General features: G+C 47.4%; 19 protein-coding genes and 1 other annotated feature. Of the genes, 12 read left to right on the top strand and 7 right to left on the bottom strand.

Annotated features, from left to right (window positions below):
- Positions 1-2: 2 nt before the first annotated feature.
- Positions 3-2,486 carry a VolA/Pla-1 family phospholipase gene (locus tag L5M51_RS17050; RefSeq protein ID WP_263173849.1) on the bottom strand — a complete coding sequence of 828 codons (2,484 nt, stop codon included), beginning with the start codon at positions 2,484-2,486 and terminating at the stop codon, positions 3-5.
- Between the two features lie 262 nt (positions 2,487-2,748).
- Here L5M51_RS17050 and L5M51_RS17045 point away from each other — a divergent pair, with 262 nt between their 5' ends.
- Positions 2,749-3,486: a YciK family oxidoreductase gene (locus tag L5M51_RS17045; protein ID WP_105252124.1), complete on the top strand. Its 738-nt coding sequence runs from the start codon at positions 2,749-2,751 to the stop codon at positions 3,484-3,486.
- 147 nt (positions 3,487-3,633) lie between these two features.
- Here L5M51_RS17045 and L5M51_RS17040 read toward each other — a convergent pair whose 3' ends face one another.
- From L5M51_RS17040 to rnm, 6 genes are all read right to left on the bottom strand, one after another.
- A complete protein-coding gene (locus L5M51_RS17040; RefSeq protein WP_028760990.1) occupies positions 3,634-4,599 on the bottom strand; it encodes a hypothetical protein in 966 nt (321 codons plus the stop codon).
- A 101-nt stretch (positions 4,600-4,700) separates the two neighbouring features.
- On the bottom strand, positions 4,701-5,576 hold the full coding sequence (gene rluB / locus L5M51_RS17035; RefSeq protein WP_028760991.1) for a 23S rRNA pseudouridine(2605) synthase RluB: 876 nt from the start codon (positions 5,574-5,576) through the stop codon (positions 4,701-4,703).
- The gene (gene scpB / locus L5M51_RS17030; RefSeq protein WP_263139034.1) at positions 5,573-6,166 is read right to left on the bottom strand and encodes an SMC-Scp complex subunit ScpB; all 594 of its coding nucleotides are present in this window, start codon (positions 6,164-6,166) and stop codon (positions 5,573-5,575) included. Before scpB ends, rluB begins: the two co-directional genes overlap by 4 nt.
- A 3-nt stretch (positions 6,167-6,169) precedes the next feature.
- Entirely contained in the window at positions 6,170-6,958 is a 789-nt protein-coding gene (locus tag L5M51_RS17025; protein ID WP_105252121.1) for a segregation and condensation protein A, read from the bottom strand.
- Between the two features lie 159 nt (positions 6,959-7,117).
- Positions 7,118-7,738, bottom strand: a complete 621-nt coding sequence (locus L5M51_RS17020; protein ID WP_028760994.1) for an L-threonylcarbamoyladenylate synthase — start codon at positions 7,736-7,738, stop codon at positions 7,118-7,120.
- Positions 7,735-8,595: an RNase RNM gene (gene rnm, locus L5M51_RS17015; RefSeq protein WP_105253095.1), complete on the bottom strand. Its 861-nt coding sequence runs from the start codon at positions 8,593-8,595 to the stop codon at positions 7,735-7,737. Before rnm ends, L5M51_RS17020 begins: the two co-directional genes overlap by 4 nt.
- A 210-nt stretch (positions 8,596-8,805) precedes the next feature.
- Positions 8,806-8,913: a sequence feature (Trp leader region), on the top strand.
- 98 nt (positions 8,914-9,011) lie between these two features.
- On the opposite strand from rnm, the gene L5M51_RS17010 reads away from it, so the two are divergent.
- The 11 genes from L5M51_RS17010 to L5M51_RS16960 all read left to right on the top strand — a co-directional run bounded on the left by L5M51_RS17010 (position 9,012) and on the right by L5M51_RS16960 (position 22,019).
- Positions 9,012-10,685: an anthranilate synthase component 1 gene (locus tag L5M51_RS17010; RefSeq protein ID WP_263146323.1), complete on the top strand. Its 1,674-nt coding sequence runs from the start codon at positions 9,012-9,014 to the stop codon at positions 10,683-10,685.
- A 9-nt stretch (positions 10,686-10,694) separates the two neighbouring features.
- A complete protein-coding gene (locus L5M51_RS17005; protein ID WP_263146320.1) occupies positions 10,695-11,297 on the top strand; it encodes an aminodeoxychorismate/anthranilate synthase component II in 603 nt (200 codons plus the stop codon).
- Positions 11,294-12,340 carry an anthranilate phosphoribosyltransferase gene (gene trpD / locus L5M51_RS17000; RefSeq protein ID WP_263146317.1) on the top strand — a complete coding sequence of 349 codons (1,047 nt, stop codon included), beginning with the start codon at positions 11,294-11,296 and terminating at the stop codon, positions 12,338-12,340. The genes L5M51_RS17005 and trpD overlap by 4 nt, the downstream gene beginning before the upstream one ends.
- A 6-nt stretch (positions 12,341-12,346) precedes the next feature.
- Positions 12,347-13,825 carry a bifunctional indole-3-glycerol-phosphate synthase TrpC/phosphoribosylanthranilate isomerase TrpF gene (trpCF, locus tag L5M51_RS16995; protein WP_263173848.1) on the top strand — a complete coding sequence of 493 codons (1,479 nt, stop codon included), beginning with the start codon at positions 12,347-12,349 and terminating at the stop codon, positions 13,823-13,825.
- 195 nt (positions 13,826-14,020) lie between these two features.
- On the top strand, positions 14,021-15,211 hold the full coding sequence (gene trpB / locus L5M51_RS16990; RefSeq protein WP_263173846.1) for a tryptophan synthase subunit beta: 1,191 nt from the start codon (positions 14,021-14,023) through the stop codon (positions 15,209-15,211).
- Positions 15,212-15,216: 5 nt separating this feature from the next.
- The gene (trpA, locus tag L5M51_RS16985) at positions 15,217-16,038 is read left to right on the top strand and encodes a tryptophan synthase subunit alpha (RefSeq protein ID WP_198780366.1); all 822 of its coding nucleotides are present in this window, start codon (positions 15,217-15,219) and stop codon (positions 16,036-16,038) included.
- Between the two features lie 246 nt (positions 16,039-16,284).
- Entirely contained in the window at positions 16,285-16,716 is a 432-nt protein-coding gene (locus L5M51_RS16980; protein ID WP_105252115.1) for a glycerate kinase, read from the top strand.
- 71 nt (positions 16,717-16,787) lie between these two features.
- Positions 16,788-17,072 (top strand): DUF2798 domain-containing protein, encoded by a 285-nt coding sequence (locus L5M51_RS16975; RefSeq protein ID WP_212600684.1) that lies wholly within the window; start codon positions 16,788-16,790, stop codon positions 17,070-17,072.
- Positions 17,073-17,805: 733 nt separating this feature from the next.
- On the top strand, positions 17,806-19,308 hold the full coding sequence (locus tag L5M51_RS16970; RefSeq protein ID WP_263173843.1) for a lysine N(6)-hydroxylase/L-ornithine N(5)-oxygenase family protein: 1,503 nt from the start codon (positions 17,806-17,808) through the stop codon (positions 19,306-19,308).
- A 2-nt stretch (positions 19,309-19,310) separates the two neighbouring features.
- Positions 19,311-20,090: a GNAT family N-acetyltransferase gene (locus L5M51_RS16965; protein ID WP_263173841.1), complete on the top strand. Its 780-nt coding sequence runs from the start codon at positions 19,311-19,313 to the stop codon at positions 20,088-20,090.
- Positions 20,091-22,019 carry an IucA/IucC family protein gene (locus L5M51_RS16960; protein WP_263173840.1) on the top strand — a complete coding sequence of 643 codons (1,929 nt, stop codon included), beginning with the start codon at positions 20,091-20,093 and terminating at the stop codon, positions 22,017-22,019.
- Positions 22,020-22,087: the final 68 nt, after the last annotated feature.

The following is a 22,087-nucleotide window of genomic DNA, read 5'->3' as shown; positions in this document are numbered from 1 at the left end:
GATTAGTTAGGACAAGTCGCAATGACCTCACTGTTTGTCACTAAAATCGTCGCATCGCCCTTACCTGCAGTAGCTGCATAGGTTGCCACTTGAGTCTGCATTTCAACCGTGGCAGCCGCGGCCATACCATCCGTTGATTCCTTTTCTTTAGGATCAACAATCGAACTGTGGTGACCTTTAGCGAAGCGTACAACGCCATGACCTTTGCTCGTGCTATCGGCACAAGGTAGCCCGATGGCAGCGATCAGCGGCTCAGTGCCCGATAATGGGAAGTTATCGACGCGATTAGGCAGCACTTGGTCTGCTAAGTTACCGTTACCATCACCCGCCACTTCAATTAAGTGCACAGGTAAGCCAGTCGCTTTTAACATAGCAGCATGGTTAACAGGATCTGCAGAATCTACCGCTGTTTGAACCGCAAAGGCAAACGTCGGAATAAATTGGGCATACACCCCCTGCACCAGTGCCGCATATTCAGGGCTACCAGGCTCATAACCTGCTGTATTAGCCGCATCGACCTGTGCTTGGAAAGTTGCAGATGCCGTAATATTACTAAACAGCACTGGGCCAAAGGTTGCAGAACCTGCGAATGATCCTGCTAATCCACCTGCTGGCGCAACTAAGGATACAGCATTGATAGCATAAGCATTTGGCAAGGCATCGCCGGTTGCTGGATTCTTCATACCTGTGCTGGCATAGGTCGCAAAATCAGTGCCCACAATGGCGCCTAAACTCAGACCTTGAGCACTGATTTTAGTCACATCAAATACTTGCGGCTGACCTGCTTGTGCTAAGCCCTGTGCTAAGCCCGTAAGAGCAAGACGCACCCCTAAATGGTCCATCGTCGCTTGACGGAAGTTATCTCGCACCGACAAAGTGCTAGAAATATTCACAAACACCAACGGGTTACCATTTTTAAAGGCATCCGGTTTACCGACAACTGCACCGAAGGCAGGATCTGTCGCAGAGACTTCATAAATCCCATCACCGTTAGCATCGAATGAACGCGCACCGTGAAGTGGCATATCAATAGCAACAGTTGCAACCCCCATTGCCGCATACGTGCCGGCATAGGCCAATGACATTTCTTTACCGCCACCTAAACCGTGAAGGGCAATTGTTGTTGGCCAACCAGATGTAGGAGGAATAAACTCACGACCTTGCTGTTGATAAAAAGCGGCCAATTTCGTTGCATTGGGCATAGAAATCAGTACAGATACTGTTTCATAACCTTTGATTGCTGGAATAGGATTGAATTTAGTCAGATGTTTGGTTTTATCAACTGCCGTACCATCGTCTAAAACCCATGTTTTACCCGCCATTAACGAGGGATTGGCTAAAGCATCAGCAGGGTTAGCAATACCATTAGCCACCGCTTGCATACCAAAATTATTCTGGCTGAGTGTGCCCGCTTGCAGTGCTAGTAGCACAGATACAGGGCTATCACCTTGTGCTTTCCAATGACCATTAATTAATGGTTTACCTTCAGCGGATAAACAACCAACTGAAGAACAATCACCGTAAATAGGCAGTTTAATTTTTGCCGTATACACATCAGCCAAGTTTGCGGCAACATAGGCAGCTCCAGCAGCTGGTGTTAAGCCCGCCACTTGAGCCACAGTCAATCCAGTCGGTGTTGGCATCTGGGCAAAGCTTGGTGCATAGGGAACTCCCTTCGCCATCAGCAATTTGGTGGTTTCATAGACGTTAGCAACAGACTGAGTTGTAAATAAGCCAGAGTAACTGATGGTTAAAGGATCGACCTTATGGGCCGCAGCAATCCCTTTCTCATAACTGTTCACTAAGGTTTGCAGCATCAATTGGTCTGGCGTTTCTAAAGGTAACGTATTGATATCCAGCTTCAACAAACCATAGGTCGTTGAAGGAGCGATACTACGACCTTCAGAATCTTGAATAAGATTCGTTGTCGCATAAATATAAGATTGCCCAGCTTTGAGTGGCTTAAGCGGAATTATTACCACTTTTTTGCCCGAAGCGGTTGATATAAAGTCAACGCCAAACTGCAACTCAGCGCCCACTTTACAGGCTGAAACTGACGGTTTAGCCTTACATTCGGGATCAGACGATAATGCGCCGCCTACTGTAGCTTCAAACATTCTGACAGCACCCGGTTGTGCAACCGATGCCGCCATTAAGGTCAGCGGTGTACCGTCATGTTTTTTCGCCAAATCGATATCAATAGAAATCGGTGATGTCGTCGACCACCCATCTAACGCCCCAAGCGCTATTTGTGGATCAACATAATTGCCCGAACTTTCACCCGGAATTGATAATGTGCCATCTTTGGTGCCACTGAACAGCAAATCATTCGGTAATGGAACTTTTGAATTAGCAGGGTCGAACACCATGTGCGATTCAGGGATGAGCACTTCTGTCTTATCCTTGAGTTCATTAAAACTGTCCTCACCACATCCTGTGAGGCCCAGTGCAGATGCAATCGCAACACCCAAAATGAGTCTTTTCATCTTTTTTCCCCAAATCTTGTTGTAATAGTTTTGTTTTCCCCAAGAAATTAGTCACAATAGCTTTTAGATCTGTGACCAATAGGGCTTATGTTAGCCCCTAACTCATTTCAAGTTAACGTAAAAATATTGAGTTAGCCACAAGTTTGTCACAAAGATTTTAGCTATTGATAACAAAGTTTCATTCATTTGTTTGAAACATGCGTTTATCACTTCGGCGACTCTAGAAGTGGCGGGCATTCTCGCCAAGAGGAAAAAGAGACTCATGTTGGAATATCAAGCAGCAAAAGATTTACTCAAGGGCAAGACGATTTTAGTCACAGGCGCTGGTGCTGGCATAGGCCGTACCGCCGCCATTGAGTTTGCAAAACACGGCGCCACTGTGATTTTACTTGGTAAAACAGTGAAAAAATTGGAAGCAGTTTACGACGTAATAGAACAAGCCGGTTATCCCAAACCTGCCATAGTGCCATTGGATCTTAAGGGCGCAACGGAACAAAATTATCGCGATATGGCCGATACCATAGCCGAGCAATTCGATCATTTAGACGGCTTATTACATAACGCTAGCTTACTCGGTGCCTTAGGTCCGTTTGAACACATAGATATTCCATCACTCGAAGACGTGCTCAAAGTGAACGTCACGGCCCAAGTCATGCTAACTAAAGCATTACTACCTGTGATGCGCCAAGCACCCAGTGCATCGATTATCTTTACGTCGAGCAGTGTGGGTCGTCAAGGCCGAGCCTATTGGGGACCTTATGCTTTCTCTAAGTTTGCCACCGAAGGCATGATGCAAGTTCTCGCCCATGAATGCGATGGCACCTCAGTTCGAGTTAACAGCATCAATCCAGGAGCTACCCGCACTGAGATGCGCGCTAAAGCCTACCCTGCAGAGAATCCACTGGATCTCAAAACCGCTGAAGAGATCATGCCGACCTATCTATATTTGATGGGTCAAGATTCTAGTGCCGTCAACGGACAGCAGTTTAACGCACAGTAATCGAATCGCTTATTGAGTTTCTGTCGGTATGATTCGGCAATATTAAAGGGCCTATTTATGGCTCTTTATTATTTTAGATATTCTCAAAATGAAACCCAGAACTTTGTCGATGACATTAAGTACGACAAAGATAGCGCACCGCCAATCTTAGCTTAACTGAATTTTTGCAAAATAAATCATCGTTTTAGCTTTGGCGACTCTGTTTGATTCATCAAGCGAATTTTGCGTATCCAGCTGTGAGTCAGCTAACTCATGGCTGGAGTAATAACTTACCCACAACTCATTTCCATCAATAACAACGCCCGCATAACTAGTATCGCCCTTCGATGGCAGTGTCAGTAGTTCTTGAACCACGCCAGTATCTGGATGAATTTCAACTAAAGCCGTGCGAACTTGCTCATCGTATAAACGCACTACAGCCAACAAACGGGATTGATACATTAACATCACTGGCCCACCAATGCGCTTATCGAGTTCTTGCCATTGCCAATCAGTGAATGGCATTTGACTGCGGCCGAGTAAACCGACAAATTCTGGGCCCCATACGGGATCGCGCCTCAATAGACAAAAGCCGTTTTCTTGATGAAAAACAATGGCAGTTTCGTTGACATAACCTTGATTATTAAACACCTTTAACCAAGTCTCAAACTGCACCCCATCATCACTTTTATACAAGCGAGTATCGCCATCGGGCCCAGCGCGATAACCCACGCCATAGAGTGCATTTTGATGCTCGGTTAAGCGCCATAACCAATAGCCTTTATCAGCGACTTTTAACGCATCCGACCACGCTAGCCCATTGGCTGAGCGCCAAAGATGTGATTGTAAGCCGGACTTATCGTGTAAAGTCCCGCCGCCGAGTAAGAGTAATTCCCCTTGATACTCAATCAGTTTGCCATCGCGTAAATCCGCCTCATCCGAACGGATCAGCGCCACGCTCTGCCAAGTGTCGCCTAAATCCGCTGAGCGTAGAATTCGTAGCGCACCATCGGGTGACACATGGGCAGTCCCTTCACGGAAAACGCAAAACAGTGCCCCCTGAAACGTGATTAAATCGGTAAACGCATTATGGGCAGCGTGTTCCCAAATCCGTTTCACTGAAATTAGCTTCATCCATTCACTCCTCAATCCAACTGAGACTTGTTATAACATAGCTGCAAATAACAGAAAGCAAAAAGGCCGCTTAGCGGCCTTTTTCATTGGGATAAAACAACTTAGCTGCGCTGACGCGATGGCTTAGGTTTTCCCGATCCGGTTACTTTATGCTTACGTACGGCGCGGCGAATTTTAGCACTCTTCACCTGAGCACGGGCTACGCTGTGTTTATCAGCGGCGAGCATAGTACGAGTTTCGGGCTCAAGACCTGCCAGCTTACGCAAGTAGTTAACTTGCTCTACGGGCAATTCAACCCAGCCACCACGAGGCAGTGATTTTGGCAGTTCGACCATACCATAACGAATACGGATCAAACGGCTCACTTGCACTTCTTGGGATTCCCACAAACGGCGCACTTCACGGTTGCGACCTTCGCGTAAACACACATGCCACCACTGGTTCATGCCTTCGCCGCCCGCTGGTTTGATGCTATCAAACTGCGCAGGGCCGTCTTCTAACATGACGCCAGTACGTAAACGTTGCACTGTCGCCTCAGGGATTTCACCAAAGGTACGCACTGCGTATTCGCGGTCGACTTCGTTCGATGGATGCATTAAACGGTTCGCCAACTCACCATCTGACGTAAACAACAATAAGCCTGAGGTGTTAATGTCTAAACGACCAACCGCTACCCAGCGTGAATCACGCACTTTAGGTAAGCGATCGAATACCGTTGGACGGCCTTCAGGATCTTTACGACTACAAATTTCGCCTTCAGGTTTATGATATGCCAGCACACGGCAAATCACATCTTCGGCAGACTTTAACGAAATGGCTCTGCCATCGATACGCACTTTAGCATCAGCTTCAATACGATCCCCAAGGCTAGCAATTTCACCATCAATACTAACTCGGCCTGCAGCAATCCATGCCTCCATCTCACGACGGGAGCCATGGCCTGCACGGGCCAAGACTTTCTGCAATTTTTCACTCATTTAGTATTTTGCTCTTCTGACTGTTCTGGCGTTGATTTCAAACCTGAAAAAACCGCCTGCAATGACTCAGTATCCGACAACGGCGGTAAATCCGCTAAGGTATCTAAGCCAAAATATGCTAAAAATTCTAAGGTAGTGGCATATAACGCGGGTCGCCCCGGTACTTCTTTATGGCCAACTACTTTAATCCAATGTCTATCTGACAAACTTTTTATGATGTGACTACTAATGGCCACACCGCGCACCTGCTCAATATCGCCGCGAGTCACAGGTTGACGATAAGCAATCACCGCCAAGGTTTCTAATGTCGCACGCGAATATTTAGGCGCCTTTTCTTGCCACAGAGGCTGCAAAAAAGGACTCAAGACTTCTAAGGTCTGGAAGCGATAACCTCCAGCGACTTTCACAAGTTGCACACCTCTGTCTTGATAATCCTGCTGCAGCTCATCCAATGCAGCTTTTATTTTGTCTCTAGAAACCGTGAAATCCACCAATACAGTGTCTTTCAACATTTTCGCCGACAAGGGTTTCCCCAATACAAACAAACTCGCTTCAATAAGCTGTTTTAATTGAGTCGGATTTATCTGCATCAATTAATAGGCCTTAACGTAAATAGTTGAAAACGGCTCTGTTTGGTACAATTCGACCAATAATTCTTTGACTAATTCCATCAAAGCTAAGAAGGTGACTACCACGCCGGCACGGCCTTCTTCTAGGGTAAATAAACGTTCAAATGCCGTAAAATCTTCCGAGTTCAGCATGGCTAAAATCTGGCTCATGCGCTCACGGGTCGATAACTGTTCACGCTTAACGTGATGATCTTCATAGGCATCGATACGTTTGAGTACATCACCAAAGGCGCGGGCAATTTCAAACAACGAAACTTCTGGCGGGATCATTAACGGCTTAATGTCGGGTGCTGCCACTGCTTTGGCTTGAAATACATCCCGCTCGAGCCGCGGTAAATCATCGAGTTTTTGCGACGCTTCTTTAATCACTTCATAGGCTTTAAGCTGCCGAATAAGCTGTGCCCGTGGATCTTCCTCAACCTCATCTTCGGCCACCATACGCGGCAGCAGCAAACGGGATTTAATCTCGGCAAGCGTTGCCGCCATCACTAAATAATCAGCGGCAAGTTCGATTCGAGCCTGAGTCAGCAACGTAATATATTCTAAATACTGCGCGGTGATTTGCTGAATGGGTAAATCGACAACGTCTAATTTTTGCTTACGGATCAAATATAAAAGTAAATCCAATGGCCCTTCAAAGGACTCGAGGAACACTTCCAATGCCTCAGGCGGAATAAACAAATCCAGCGGCATTTCGGTCATTGCCTGACCACGAATAACGGCTAAGGGTAAACTTTGTTGCGTGCCCTGCATCCGCTATCTTGCTCCGTTAACACTGCGCTATCCAACCTAGGCTAACGCCAAACGCGCGATTATACCTGTAAATCTACGGCGATAAAACTGCCAAATGTTGACTACCACTATCCGAATCACTTACCCGCATCCATTAGCGATAAATCTAATGCGGCAAATTTAGAGGAACGGCGTGATATCACCCGCGCCTTCACGTAAAATCTCGGCGCCATCTTCAGACATATCAATCACAGTCGTTGGCTTTTCGCCTAAATAACCACCGTGGATAATCACATCCACTTGATGCTCGAGCAAATCACGAATTTGTTCAGGATCAGACTCGGCAAATTCTGCATTCGGCATCACTAAACTGGTCGACATCAGCGGCGCATCTAAGGCTTCAAGTAACGCCAGTGCGATCACATTGTCGGGCACACGAATACCTATGGTCTTTTTCTTGTCATTTTGTAAGCGACGCGGTACTTCTTTAGTCGCTTTGAAAATGAACGTATAAGGCCCAGGCGTGCAGCTTTTTAGGATGCGATACGCCTGATTATCCACTTTAGCGTAGGTCGCAAGCTCGGATAAATCACGGCACATCAAGGAAAAGTTATGATCGTTCTCAATTTGACGAATTCTCGCCATCCGCGTCATCGCGTCTTTCTCACCAATCAGGCAGCCTAAGGCATAGCCCGAATCGGTGGGATAAACAATTACACCGCCGCTTTTCAATACGGCAACCGCCTGACTTATAAGCCGCGTTTGCGGATTTACTTCATGTACATAAAAAAACTGACTCATGGTCGTTCCATCCAAGATTCCGATTGCCAGACCCAATCAATACCTTGGGGCTGATACAGATTTTTACCTAATTCTATCCAATTGCTCGGAAAGTGAAAATCACTCCCTATCGATGCAAGCAACTGGTTTTGGACACTCAGCGCCACAAGATTGGCCCTGTCGTCTAATGTTTGCTGGCCAAGCACCACTTCCATGGCATCTCCACCCGCTTCTTTAAATTCACGCACTAAGCGCTTAAGCCACTTAGCCGATAACTTATAACCACTGGGATGCGCCAACACGGCTAATCCACCTGCGTTATGGATGATATCAATGGCACTGGCCATATCACCCCAATTATTAGGCACATAACCGGTTTTACCGCGGGCAAGGTAGCGTTTAAAGACGCTGGGCATATCCACAGCATGACCATTTTCAGCCATCCAGCGAGCGTAATGTCCACGGCTCAATGCCGCATCACCCGCCAACGCCTTAGCACCTTCGTAGGCACCTTCAATGCCAGCTTTAGCTAATCTATGACCAATTTCTTGAGCACGTAATTCACGTAATTCACGCTGGTTTTCTAAAAATGCTAATAACGCTGGATTATCAGCATCGAAGTTAAGCGCCACTATGTGGATATCGTAACTGTTCCAGCGAGTAGAGATTTCCACGCCAGAAATCAATTTCAATGGAGTAGCTTGTGCCTGATTAAAGGCACGGGCTTCAGGTAAACCAGCCACTGTGTCGTGATCGGTAATGGCAAATAACTGCACCCCCTTTTCAAGGGCTCTTGCCACCAATTCAGACGGCGTTAACTGACCATCGGACGCGGTCGTGTGGCTATGTAGATCAGCCAATATGCTTTGAGTATTCATGGCGCTATTGTACGCGAACTTGTTAACAAATGCGCTGCTATCTCGTATTTTGTGGCTGAGTAACATCAATTTTATGCATCATTGCAGCGAATAAATCGCAGGAAGTGAAAAATATTCAATTGACATTCAGCTCCAGCTAAGGTTTTCTATACACCAATTACTGAATTAGCGAGACCCTTTTGAATGACACACATTAACGCTTCATTAAACATCATTTGGTGGTGGCACTTCCCAACGTAGCGGGTGGTGTGAAGCTCTGTGCTCATTTGAAAGTGACCAGAATCAACAAGAAGCCCGCAGAAATGCGGGCTTTTTTGTTAGGTGCGAAAAATGTCGGCAGACTCGGGTAAAAAAATTAAGAAAGCGAGATAACTCATGATGTTAAAGACATTTTATAAGGTAGCTGGAATATGAACATGCCCAAACAGACATTCGCACGCTCAAGCACACTCAAGGCGGCATTAACCTACCACAGCGATCCACTACGCTTATATCAGCACATCACCCAAGATGCGCCCCATACTATGTTGCTCGAATCGGCCGAAATCGACAGTAAAGATCACTTAAAAAGCATGGTAATGACCCATGCCGCCATGATGATCCGCTGTGACGGTTATCAGCTGACCTTCACCGCACTGACCGACAATGGCGCGAGCTTACTTGCTCCCATCGCGCTCTTTTTCAGTACTGCTGTCAATGTGGCCGGAGATAACTTGACCTTAGTGGTGACGCTGCAAAAAGACACTCAGCTGCAGGATGAAGATGCGCGCTTAAAATCGACCTCGCCACTCGATGGTCTGCGGATGTTTATCCAGCAGATTGATTGTGGCGCCCATACTGACAGCCAGACTAAACCCGCCTTTGAGGATCTGTTTTTAGGTGGCGTGCTGGCATACGACTTGATTGATACCGTCGAACCGCTGCCAGCCGTACCGAACCGCGATAACGATTGCCCTGATTACTTATTTTACCTCGCTGAAACCTTAATCCTTATTGACCATAAACTGAAACAAGCTGACATCATTACCCATAATTTTAGTGGCGATTCCGACCAGTATGCCGCCATTACCGCAGCGCTAAGCGAGCGAGTTCAGCAGTTAAGCACACAATGTAAAACTCTGGGTAATTCACCTGCCGATATACCGACACTGGTCGCCATCGACGCAACTGAGCAAGTCAATATTTCCGATGAGGTGTTTAAACAAACCATTATCGATTTGAAAGAACACATTATTGCGGGCGATATTTTCCAAGTGGTGCCATCCCGTAGCTTTAGTTTGCCTTGCCCGAATACTTTAGGGGCTTATCGTGCCCTGCGTCTGACTAACCCAAGCCCTTACATGTTTTATTTCAGAAGCCAAGATTTCACGCTTTTTGGTGCCTCACCAGAAAGTGCGCTCAAATTTGATGCCAGCAGTAATCAGGTGGAAGTCTACCCGATTGCAGGCACCCGCAAACGCGGTAAAACCGCCACGGGCGAGATTGATTTTGACTTAGACAGCCGTATTGAACTTGAACTGCGCTTAGATAAAAAAGAACTGTCGGAACACTTAATGCTGGTCGATTTAGCGCGCAACGATATCGCACGCATCAGCCAAAGCGGCAGCCGCAAAGTCGCCGAATTATTAAAAGTTGACCGTTATTCCCACGTGATGCACCTCGTCAGCCGCGTAACGGGTCAACTGCGCCAAGATTTAGATGCACTGCATGCTTATCAGGCCTGTATGAATATGGGCACATTAGTGGGCGCACCAAAAGTACGTGCATCACAACTGGTACGCCAAGCAGAAAAAGCCCGTCGCGGCAGCTATGGCGGCGCTGTGGGTTACCTCAATGCCCTTGGAGACATGGACACTTGCATCGTGATCCGCTCCGCCTTTGTTAAAAATGGTACCGCCTTTATTCAAGCGGGCGCTGGCGTGGTATTTGATTCTGATCCACAAAGCGAGGCAGATGAAACCCGTCAAAAAGCCCAAGCCGTGATTTCGGCCATCAAAATGGGCGCTGGACTGCTAGTAACTGAATCACCAGTGAATGAATCGTCAACTCAATCCACTTCAGCACAATTCTCTTCAGTGCAATATAAATAGGAGCCAAACATGAAACTCTATCTACTCGATAATTTTGACTCCTTTACCTATAACCTAGTGGATCAATTTCGCAGCCTTGGCTGTGAAGTGGTGATTTACCGCAACGATGTTACCGCCGATTATATCGCTGAAAAACTGCTTAACGAACAAGAGCCTGCAGCCCTCGTGTTATCACCTGGTCCTGGTGCCCCCCATGAGGCAGGTTCTATGATGGCACTTATCGCCAAAGTTGCGGGTAAGGTGCCAATGCTGGGGATCTGCCTTGGGCATCAAGCCATGGTGGAATATTACGGCGGCACAGTGGCGCGCGCGCCTTTTGTGGTACACGGCAAGGCAAGCCCCACTTTCCATGACGGTACTGGCGTATTTGCCGGTTTGCCCTCTCCCCTGCCCGTTGCCCGCTATCACAGTCTCGTTGCCACTCAAGTACCGGATTGCTTGCAAGTGATTGCAACCACAGACGCTATGCCGATGGCAATTTTGCACCCGCAGCATAGAGCCGTTGGGTTTCAGTTCCACCCAGAATCGATTCTGACGACGTTGGGCAGCACACTGCTCATTCAAACCTTGGCATTTCTGACCCAAGACATGACAGCAGGAGTAAATGCATGAGTACAAAAAATATTCAGCTTTTACTCGACGTTTTATACCAAGGTAAGAGTTTAAGTCGCGAGCAAACCTTTGAGATTTTTAGCGCGTTAATTCGCGGTGAAATGAGTGAAGCCACTATGGCAGGCATGTTAGTCGCGCTCAAGATGCGCGGCGAAACCATTGATGAAATCAGCGGCGCCGCCGATGCGATGCGCGCCGCCGCCAAGACGTTTCCCTACTCGAATGGCGATAACCTTAGCAATGGCATCGTTGACATAGTTGGCACCGGTGGCGATGGCTTTAATACCATTAATATTTCCACCACTGCGGCCTTTGTTGCCGCGGCGGCGGGCGCCAAGGTCGCCAAACACGGCAATCGTAGCGTGTCGAGTAAATCGGGTTCATCGGATCTTTTGGCGCAGTTTGGTATCGACTTAACGATGTCACCAGACACCGCCAGTCGTTGCCTCGACGCATTGAACCTGTGCTTTTTATTTGCGCCCCACTACCACGGCGGAGTAAAGCATGCGGGGCCGGTCAGGCAAGCACTGAAAACGCGCACTTTATTCAATGTGTTAGGGCCACTTATCAATCCTGCCCGCCCCGAATTTATGTTACTTGGCGTGTATAGCCCTGAGTTAGTCTTACCGATAGCGAAAGTATTAAAGGCGCTTGGCACAAAACGCGCTATGGTAGTGCACGGCAGTGGTTTAGATGAAGTCGCGCTGCACGGCAACACCCAAGTGGCCGAATTAAAAGACGGCGACATCATAGAGTATCAACTCACGCCCGCCGATTTAGGTGTGCCTTTAGCACAAATCAGTGACTTAGAAGGCGGCGAACCCGCGCAGAATGCCTTGATCACCGAGGCAATTTTAAAAGGTTACGGCACAGATGCGCATGCCAATGCGGTCGCCATCAATGCCGGTTGTGCTTTATATGTGTGTGGAATTGCTGATTCAGTGAAAACGGGAACCTTACTTGCGCTCAGTACCATACAAAGCGGTAAAGCCTTTGAATTGTTAAGCCAATTAGCTAAAGTCAGCAGTGAAACAAAGGAATAAGTGGCAATGACTCAAGAACTGATAACAAATAGCCAAGATATGAGAACTCAGCCACAGGCAGAAACAAACCCTATGCCAAAAAGTAATGTGTTAACCCGTATAGTCGATACCAAAGCGGCCCATATTGCCGCCCTGAAGCTGCGTTTCCCCGAGGCAAGCTTGTCGCCAAAAATCTCTGACCGCAGTTTATTTGCCGCACTCAAGGCGCCCAAAGCAGGTTACATTTTAGAATGTAAAAAAGCCAGCCCGTCCAAAGGGCTTATCCGCGATGTGTTTGATGTAGAAGCCATTGCCGATATTTACGGAAAATATGCGGCGGGCATTTCGGTATTAACCGACGAGCAGTTTTTCCAAGGGGATATGGACTATATCCCTAAGGTACGCGCTCGGGTGAACCAACCTATTCTGTGCAAAGATTTTTTTGTCGATGAATACCAAATTAAACTCGCCGCCCACCAAGGCGCCGATGCCATTCTGTTGATGCTATCCGTACTCGATGATGCGCAATATCACCGCCTAGCGAAAGAAGCCGCTCAGTATCAACTCGATGTGCTGACCGAAGTCAGTAACGAAGAAGAGCTTAAACGCGCCATCGCATTAGATGCGCCGATCATTGGCATTAATAACCGTAACTTAAGGGATTTGAGTACCGATCTCGCCACCACAGAAGCCTTAGCGCCACACATTAGCAGCGACCGCGTGGTTGTCAGCGAATCTGGCATCTACAACAATGAGCAAGTACGCCGCCTGAGTCCACTGGTCGATGGTTTCCTCGTCGGTAGTTCGATAATGGCCGAGGCTGATATCGACTTAGCCTGCCGTAAATTGATCTTCGGTCACAATAAAGTCTGCGGCCTCACCCGCATGGAAGATATTCGCGCCGCGGCAACGTCAGGCGCCGTCTATGCCGGGCTGATTTTTGCTGAAAAATCCCCGCGCGCGTTAACCCTTAACGCCGCTGAACAATTGCTCAGGGAATATCGCGCATCCGCGGCTCCCGCCATTGAATTCGTCGGTGTGTTTGTTAACGCAGCGCCAAGCACCATTACGGATACCGCAGCCAGTTTGCAGTTATCTGCCGTGCAGCTGCATGGCACGGAAACTGAACTTGAAATCGCAGAGCTCACTAAGCGACTTGAGCAAGCGGGACTCACCACTCAAATTTGGAAAGCCGTCAGCGTCGATGCGCAAACGGGTGAGCTTGGTAACTTACCTCAGGGAGCATCGCGATATCTGTTTGATAGTAAAACGGCAAACCAATTTGGCGGCTCGGGCCAAGCCTTTAATTGGCAAAATATTGATGTGAAGTCCTTAGGCCAGCAAAAGGCCCATGCCATGTTGGCGGGTGGACTCAACGCCGAGAATGCGGCCAGTGCCAATGCCCAAGGATTTTACGGTTTAGATTTTAATTCTGGCCTAGAAACCGCCGCAGGAATTAAATCGGCGCAACTGATCCAAACGGCTTTTGCCCATTTACGTCTCTAGCCTATCGCGCTAAGCAAGAAGCCCTAGATGCTGTTGGTGCAGGACAAGCGTGATGCTCAACAAACAATATGAACCTATTAATGCCAGTGGCCAAATAGATAACAACTCAGTTAACACTATTATGCGGTTAACCCCAAGACGCTATTAGCACCATCAAGCCACTGACAAACTGATTGATAAGATAAGGAAAAAGGTATGTCAAAGTTAAAGCTTAACCCTTATTTCGGCGAATACGGCGGCATGTATGTGCCACAGATTTTAGTGCCAGCCCTTAAGCAATTAGAAACTGCCTTTGTGGAAGCGCAGGAAGATGACGACTTTAAAGCCGAATTTACCGATTTACTGAAAAACTACGCGGGTCGCCCAACAGCACTCACCTTAACCCGCAATTTAAGCCCAAATCCTATGGTGAAAATCTACCTTAAACGGGAAGATTTACTCCACGGCGGCGCCCATAAAACCAACCAAGTGTTAGGCCAAGCCCTGCTTGCTAAACGCATGGGGAAAAAAGAAATTATTGCTGAAACCGGCGCAGGACAACACGGCGTTGCCACCGCCCTTGCCTGCGCGCTGTTAGGCTTAAAATGTAAAGTCTATATGGGTGCCAAAGACGTTGCGCGCCAATCACCTAACGTATTTAGAATGCGTTTGATGGGCGCGGAAGTGATCCCTGTCACCTCAGGTTCTGCCACCCTAAAAGATGCCTGTAACGAGGCGATGCGCGACTGGTCTGGCAGCTACGAAAAAGCCCACTATCTTCTGGGCACCGCTGCGGGGCCACATCCGTTCCCAACCATAGTGCGTGAATTCCAACGTATTATTGGCGAAGAAACCAAGAAGCAAATGCTGGAACGTGAAGGTCGCCTGCCCGATGCCGTTATCGCTTGTGTTGGCGGCGGTTCCAACGCTATCGGCATGTTTGCTGACTTTATCGACGAACCAAGTGTCGAATTGATTGGCGTCGAACCTGCGGGTAAAGGCATAGACACGCCAATGCACGGCGCGCCGCTTAAACACGGTAAGACTGGTATTTTCTTCGGCATGAAAGCGCCTTTGATGCAAGACTGCGAAGGGCAAATCGAAGAATCTTACTCGATTTCAGCCGGATTGGACTTCCCCTCCGTTGGCCCGCAGCACGCGCATCTTAATGCCACAGGCCGCGCCCGTTATGAATCGGCTACCGACGATGAAGCCTTAGAAGCCTTCCAACAACTGGCGCGCTGTGAAGGTATTATTCCCGCATTGGAATCGGCGCATGCTATCGCCTATGCCGTCAAAATGGCGCGCGAGTGCACCAAAGAAACCATTTTAGTGGTCAATCTTTCCGGTCGTGGCGACAAAGATATTTTCACCGTTTCTGACATTTTGAATGGTAAAGAGGAATAATAAACATGAGTGACACGTCTACCAACACTGGCCGTTACCAAGCCACCTTTGCCAGACTCAACGCCGAAGGCCGTGGCGCTTTTGTCCCCTTCGTCACCCTTGGTGATCCTAGCCCTGAGTTATCGCTAAAAATTATCGATACCTTAGTGCAAAACGGCGCCGATGCCTTAGAACTGGGCTTTCCGTTTTCCGATCCCTTGGCCGATGGCCCTGTGATCCAAGGGGCTAACCTGCGTTCTTTAGCCGCTGGCACGACTCCAACGGCGTGTTTTGAATTACTGGCGCAAGTGCGTGCTAAATATCCTGAACTTCCAATCGGTTTGCTGCTGTATGCGAACTTGGTGTTTGCTAACGGCATAGATGCGTTTTACGCCAAAGCGCAGCAAGCGGGTGTGGATTCAGTACTTATCGCCGATGTGCCAGTGGAAGAATCAGCGCCCTTTAGCGAAGCCGCTAAAGCACATGGTATTGCGCCGATTTTTATCGCGCCGCCCAATGCTGACAGTGAAACCCTGGAGCAAGTGAGTAAAAGTGGTGAAGGTTACACCTATCTCTTATCCCGCGCGGGAGTCACAGGCACAGACACGAAAGCTGGCGTGCCGGTAGAGGAAATTTTATCTAAATTAAAAGCCTTTAACGCCCCGCCACCGCTCCTCGGTTTTGGTATTGCCGAGCCTTCACAGGTAAGCGCCGCCATCAAAGCGGGCGCTGCGGGGGCGATTTCTGGCTCTGCCGTAGTAAAAATCATCGAAACCCACCAGCACGATGAAGTTAAGCTACTTGCAACGCTTGGGGAATTTACTCGCGCCATGAAGGCTGCAACCTAAGCGAGTCTTGATTTAAATAATCCAATATAAATCAAGAATTCAATTACAAATAAAATAAGTGAGGTAGACTCGTCGCCTCGCTTATTTTGTTTATATTTACCAAGCTCTATGTTTACTCAGCCTTTATCTCCCTCAAACACTATCTATCAAGGCAATACTGACACTCACGCAGTACTACACTGACAGCGTATTTATTTAGTCACAGTTCCTCGATAGAATGCCCTATCGAAGAAAAACGGACTTTTTATGCAGTATCGGATCTATATTCTCGAATTAACGCCTTGGGGCTGTGGTTTTGAAGGTGAAGTTGCAGGTAAATGCGATAATGGTGCGCCAATTTGGTTTTACTACCAAGGTAGCGATCAGCAGGCCGAAATTCGCTTTCCGGTTAACCAATGGGTCACAGTTGAATTGCTTGGCCGATTAGCAAGTGCAAGTCTTCAAGCTGATATGATTAAACAAACGCCACACCAGCATCTGAAGTTTCCGCTGCATAACTGTCACTTTGAAGCTTCAGGACAAATCATCGACATCAGCCAAACACCCGAAGATACAATTTACCTGTTGCAATCAAACCTACCGCTCCCCTTTGATAATGAACTTGGGAAATCCCCTATCTCGCTAGGCCATTGGGTCAATGTAACAGGCGAGCTTTGGGTAACAAATTGGATGAATTGAGTCGATAAAAAAAGGTATAGTGCTAGCCTGTAACAAATCATTCGCCTGATACATATCCATTAGAGGATCCGATGACCATTTCTAAATCTTTACCCGATGACAAACCTCGTACTTTTTTGGGGACACCCAAATTACCGGCAAAGTATGCCACTGTGGTGATGCCATTTTTTCTCTCTATTCTCATGAGTTGTATCGTTTCTGGGATCAGCACTTTCAATGGCGTTGGCGCTTCACCGCAATTTCTCGAACTCTGGCTCGGCGCTTGGCTGATCTCATGGGTTGTCGCCTTTCCTACACTGCTGATGGTGTTGCCTTTGGTGCGTAAAATCACAGCTCATTTTGTCGATTTACGCTAGTTTTACGACTTAATCTTCCGATTTAACTATTTTATTTCAAAGCCGTTTTAGGACGGCTTTATCTTGAACTCCTTCTCTTATGCGTACAGCGACTAAAAATTACATCGATAATTGCTCGATCTGTTACCCTGCCCATATTCACTTAAACTAAAACAGTACGACCTACACCATACCAATCGTATTAAATCAAAGCGCTCATTGAGCCTCCTGTCCACGCTTTACAATGGATTTACACTGACCGTTTAGCGGCACCTATGTTTATTGTATAAGGATGACATGACTCCCACCTAAATCAATTTTTCTCTGTTCTCGAACCAACTCAAGCATTAATGTAAACCACTGTATTTATATCTTTTATAAAAATAGAGATCGTAAAATCCTAAATGATATATCCCCAAAACGCTGCCTAATTATCACCCCTTTATCACTTACTTATTTGTACTATTAACCGTATCCGCCCCCCTTATTTATCGGTTAAAAGTATTAACCTACAGCCCCACCCAAATGAGAATGTTTTGCATTTGAATATTTTCACATGCTAATTTACCTACCGTTGTCGGGACAGAGACAGCAGGAAATGGCCTAAGGACTGAGCTAAAAATAGCGAGTTGAACAACGCAAGATAAATAGCCAAACAGTCTATTTTGATAACCGCATTCACTTTGGTTTGCGTCCTTAGGTAACTGATTACTGGATCGGCAACGCGCAGCAGCATGTTGCCAAGGAGGCGTAAGTGAGTACACAGCAAAGGGAAATGGATCGCGAAATCTTTGATCTACTTGGCATAGGCATTGGCCCATTCAATCTTGGCCTCGCCGCCTTATCAGAACCTATTGACGGCTTTAACTGCTTATTTTTAGATGCTAAAACCAGTTTTGACTGGCATCCAGGCATGCTACTCAAATCCTCAAGATTGCAAACACCCTTTATGTCGGATCTGGTGACTATGGCCGATCCCACCAGCCGCTACAGCTACCTTAATTTTGCCAAGCAAACGGGCAGACTTTATCCCTTTTATATTCGTGAGAATTTCTTTTTACCCCGCCACGAATACAACTTGTATTGCCAATGGGTGAGCCAACAACTCAACAACCTTAAATTTGGTTTTAAGGTCACTCAAGTGGATTACAACGCAGGTGAAAGTATTTATCGAGTTACAGGTTTTGATAGGCGCAGTGGTAAAACCCATTCCTATCAATGCCGAAAGCTAGTGCTAGGCACTGGCACTGAACCTTATCTACCAAAGGATTGCCCAATCCAAGATGCACGGGTCATGCATACCGCCAGTTATATGCAGCAAAAAACCTACCTGCAGAGTCAGAGTGCCATCACAGTAATTGGTAGTGGCCAGAGTGCGGCGGAAGTGTTTTACGATCTACTGCAAGATATTGATACCTATGGTTATCAACTCAATTGGATGACACGATCAGCGCGTTTTTATCCCTTGGAATATACCAAGCTTACTTTAGAGATGACCTCGCCAGATTATGTCGATTACTTCCACGAGTTGACCCCTAATCAAAGATGCTCACTGATCGCCAGCCAGAAACAGCTCTACAAAGGGATAAATTCTGAGCTGATAAACGACATTTACGATTTGTTATATCAAAAACGCCTATTGGCCGATTTTCAATGCCGACTGATGACGAATGCGGCGCTGACTCATATCGAGCCACAAGCCAATATGCTCAAGTTGCATTTCCACCACAATGAAAAAAATCACACCTTTGAGCAAGAAACGGGCGCCGTTATTTTAGGCACAGGTTACCACTATCGTTTACCCGAGTTTATCAGTGGTATTAAGCAACAAGTCGAATTCGATGACGCCGGACAACTTAGCGTGCAGCGTGATTACAGCATAGATATTCGAGGGGATATTTTTGTCCAGAATGTCGGTTTGCATACCCATGGGATAAGCTCTCCAGATCTGGGTATGGGCTGTTATCGCAACGGCACCATCTTAAAAGCTGTGCTCGGTTATGCGCCCTACCACATTGAGGAACATATCGCGTTTCAAACCTTCGATCCGGCCAAACTTGCCAGTCATCAGCCCTGCGGCGCCAATGCAATTAACACGTTGGATCTTAATCCAAGACATTTTCCTAAGGCGCCACACAGAAAAACTCAAGTTGATGCGCCACAAACTATCCCTCCAACCAAGATTCCAAGTTCTGGCGCAAGTTCAGGCGCGGGAACCAATATGCCGGTCTTAATGGCGCCGAACCAGGAGGCATAATAATGGCAAGCCAATTTAGCAACCATTGTTTAACGCAACTATCCGCTATTTCGAGCATTAATGGTTTCCAGTTCAGAGCGTTAGACCTTACACAAGACATTCCAACACTACAGTCTTGGTTTAACCAAGATTACGCCAAGTTTTGGGGTATGCAGGGCTTGAACCTTGATGCCATAAAAAATCTGTTAGCAACAACAGAACACAAGTTTGCCTTGATAGGTGAATGGCAGGCCAAAGCACTATTTATGGTGGAGCTCTACGATCCCGTCCACGATGAGGTTGGTCAGCACTATCGTGTTGCGCCGGGTGATTGTGGTATGCATCTGATTATCGCGCCGCCAGATGGCAAACCCGTCAGCGGCTTATCCTTGAAAGTGATGGATGCGATAGCGCAGCTCGTGCTTGAAAAACTAGCCTTTAATCGCCTCGTGGTTGAACCCGATCAACTCAATAGCAAAATTCATCGCTTAAATAGCCTGATAGGCATTCGCTATGAAAAAGCGATTCAGTTAAACACTAAAGCTGCTTTCCTCGGATTTTGCACTGCGGTCCAGCGCCTTCAACCATCGAGCACGCCCTCTTTGACGAGCCTAGCCCAAACAACCTTAGCCCTGCCAAGCTCAGCTCAGTCAACGCCTGCTCTGCCAAACTTAGCAGAACAATACTTAGCAGAACAATACTTAGCAGAACAATACTTAGCAAGCCCAACCCTAGCAAAGCCAAGCTCGCACGCGGCATCTGCAATCTCTCCCATGACATTATCGACTCTTCAGGTGAATTAGATGAACGTACCCACAAAAGCCTTATTAATGAAACCATTGCCAACGAAAGATCATCATGTTCAAGCAGTACATGCTCAACAAAGCCCGGCGCTATCGACAACATCAACTTCTATGCCGGAGCATTTGACTCCCGTCTATTGGCAAGCGGCTAATCGTCATTTAGTGAAGAAAATCCTCTGCGAATTCACCCACGAGAAGCTCATTACGCCGACCCTATACGGGCAAAAAACGGGGCTCAACCACTATGAACTCAGGCTCAAAGACAGCACTTATTATTTTAGTGCACGACATTATCAGCTAGATCATCTCGCGATTGATGCCGATACCATCCGCGTTTCACTTGCAGGACAAGAGCAAATCCTCGATGCGATGTCGCTGATCATTTCCCTTAAAAATGACTTAGGGATCAGTGAAACCTTACTGCCCACGTATTTAGAGGAAATCACCAGCACCCTTTACAGTAAGGCATACAAGTTAGCGCATCAGGCGATCCCCGCAGCCACGCTAGCGCGAGCCGATTATCAAAGCATAGAAGCGGGTATGACAGAAGGTCATCCGGTGTTTATTGCCAATAATGGCCGGATTGGTTTTGATATGCAGGATTACCGTCAATTTGCCCCTGAAAGCGCGATGCCGATGCAGTTAGTCTGGCTTGGAGTCCGCAAAAACAAAACCACGTTTGCCGCCCTCGAAAACTTGAGTCACGACGCGTTACTAAAGGAAGAGCTTGGCCAGCAGTTCACTGACTTCCAACAACGTCTTAAAACCCAGCAGCATGATCCACAGGACTTCTACTTTATGCCTGTGCACCCTTGGCAGTGGCGTGAAAAAATCGCCCGCGTCTTTGCCGGCGACATAGCCCGTGGCGATCTGGTTTATCTTGGCGAAGGCAATGAGCAATATCAAGTGCAGCAATCGATACGCACTTTCTTCAATCTTGCATCACCGCAAAAGTGCTATGTCAAAACCGCGCTTTCTATCCTTAATATGGGCTTTATGCGTGGTCTATCGCCCCTTTACATGAGCTGCACACCGCAGATCAATGCGTGGGTTGCAAACTTGGTTGAAAACGATCCTTACTTTGCCCAACAAGGCTTTGTGATCCTGAAGGAAATTGCCGCCATAGGTTACCACCACCATTATTACGAGCAGGCTCTCACCCAAGATAGCGCCTACAAAAAAATGCTTTCTGCCCTGTGGCGCGAAAGCCCACTGCCACACATTGAACCTAAGCAAAATCTGATGACCATGGCTGCGCTACTGCATACGGATCATGAAGACAAGGCCCTTATTGCAGCCTTGATAGCCGCCTCAGGCTTACCAGCAAAGGATTGGGTCAGTCGCTACTTAAACCTGTATTTATCGCCGCTGTTACATGCCTTTTTCGCCTACGATCTGGTCTTTATGCCGCACGGTGAAAACCTGATCTTAGTGCTCGATGAATATGTGCCAGTCAAGATTTTGATGAAAGACATAGGCGAAGAAGTCGCGGTACTCAATGGCGCGAAGCCGCTACCTGATGATGTAAAACGCCTTGCGGTGAGCCTTGAAGAAGAGATGAAACTTAACTACATCTTACTGGATATTTTTGACTGTATTTTCCGCTATTTAGCACCGCTGCTCGATGAGCAAACCAGTGTCAGTGAAAGCCAATTCTGGGAGTTAGTGGCGGACAATGTACGTGATTACCAAGCCCAGCATCCACATTTGGCCGACAAGTTTGCCCAATACGATCTGTTTAAGGACAGCTTTGTACGCACGTGCCTCAATCGTATCCAATTGAATAATAACCAGCAAATGATAGACCTCGCCGACAGGGAGAAAAACCTGCGTTTCGCCGGCGGCATCGACAATCCCTTGGCGGCCTTTAGACAAAGCCATGCCTTTAAGCGCCCTATGCTTAGCAGCGCTGAGCAAAGGAAACGTTAACACACCACAAAGTGGATAACCCCGAAACTTTAGCATGGGCCAATGTTGGCCCAGCTTGTTTAACCCCC

The organism is Shewanella sp. SM73, assembly GCF_025653795.1.
Lineage (GTDB): Bacteria > Pseudomonadota > Gammaproteobacteria > Enterobacterales > Shewanellaceae > Shewanella > Shewanella oncorhynchi.
This window is presented reverse-complemented; position numbering and strand designations above follow the sequence as displayed.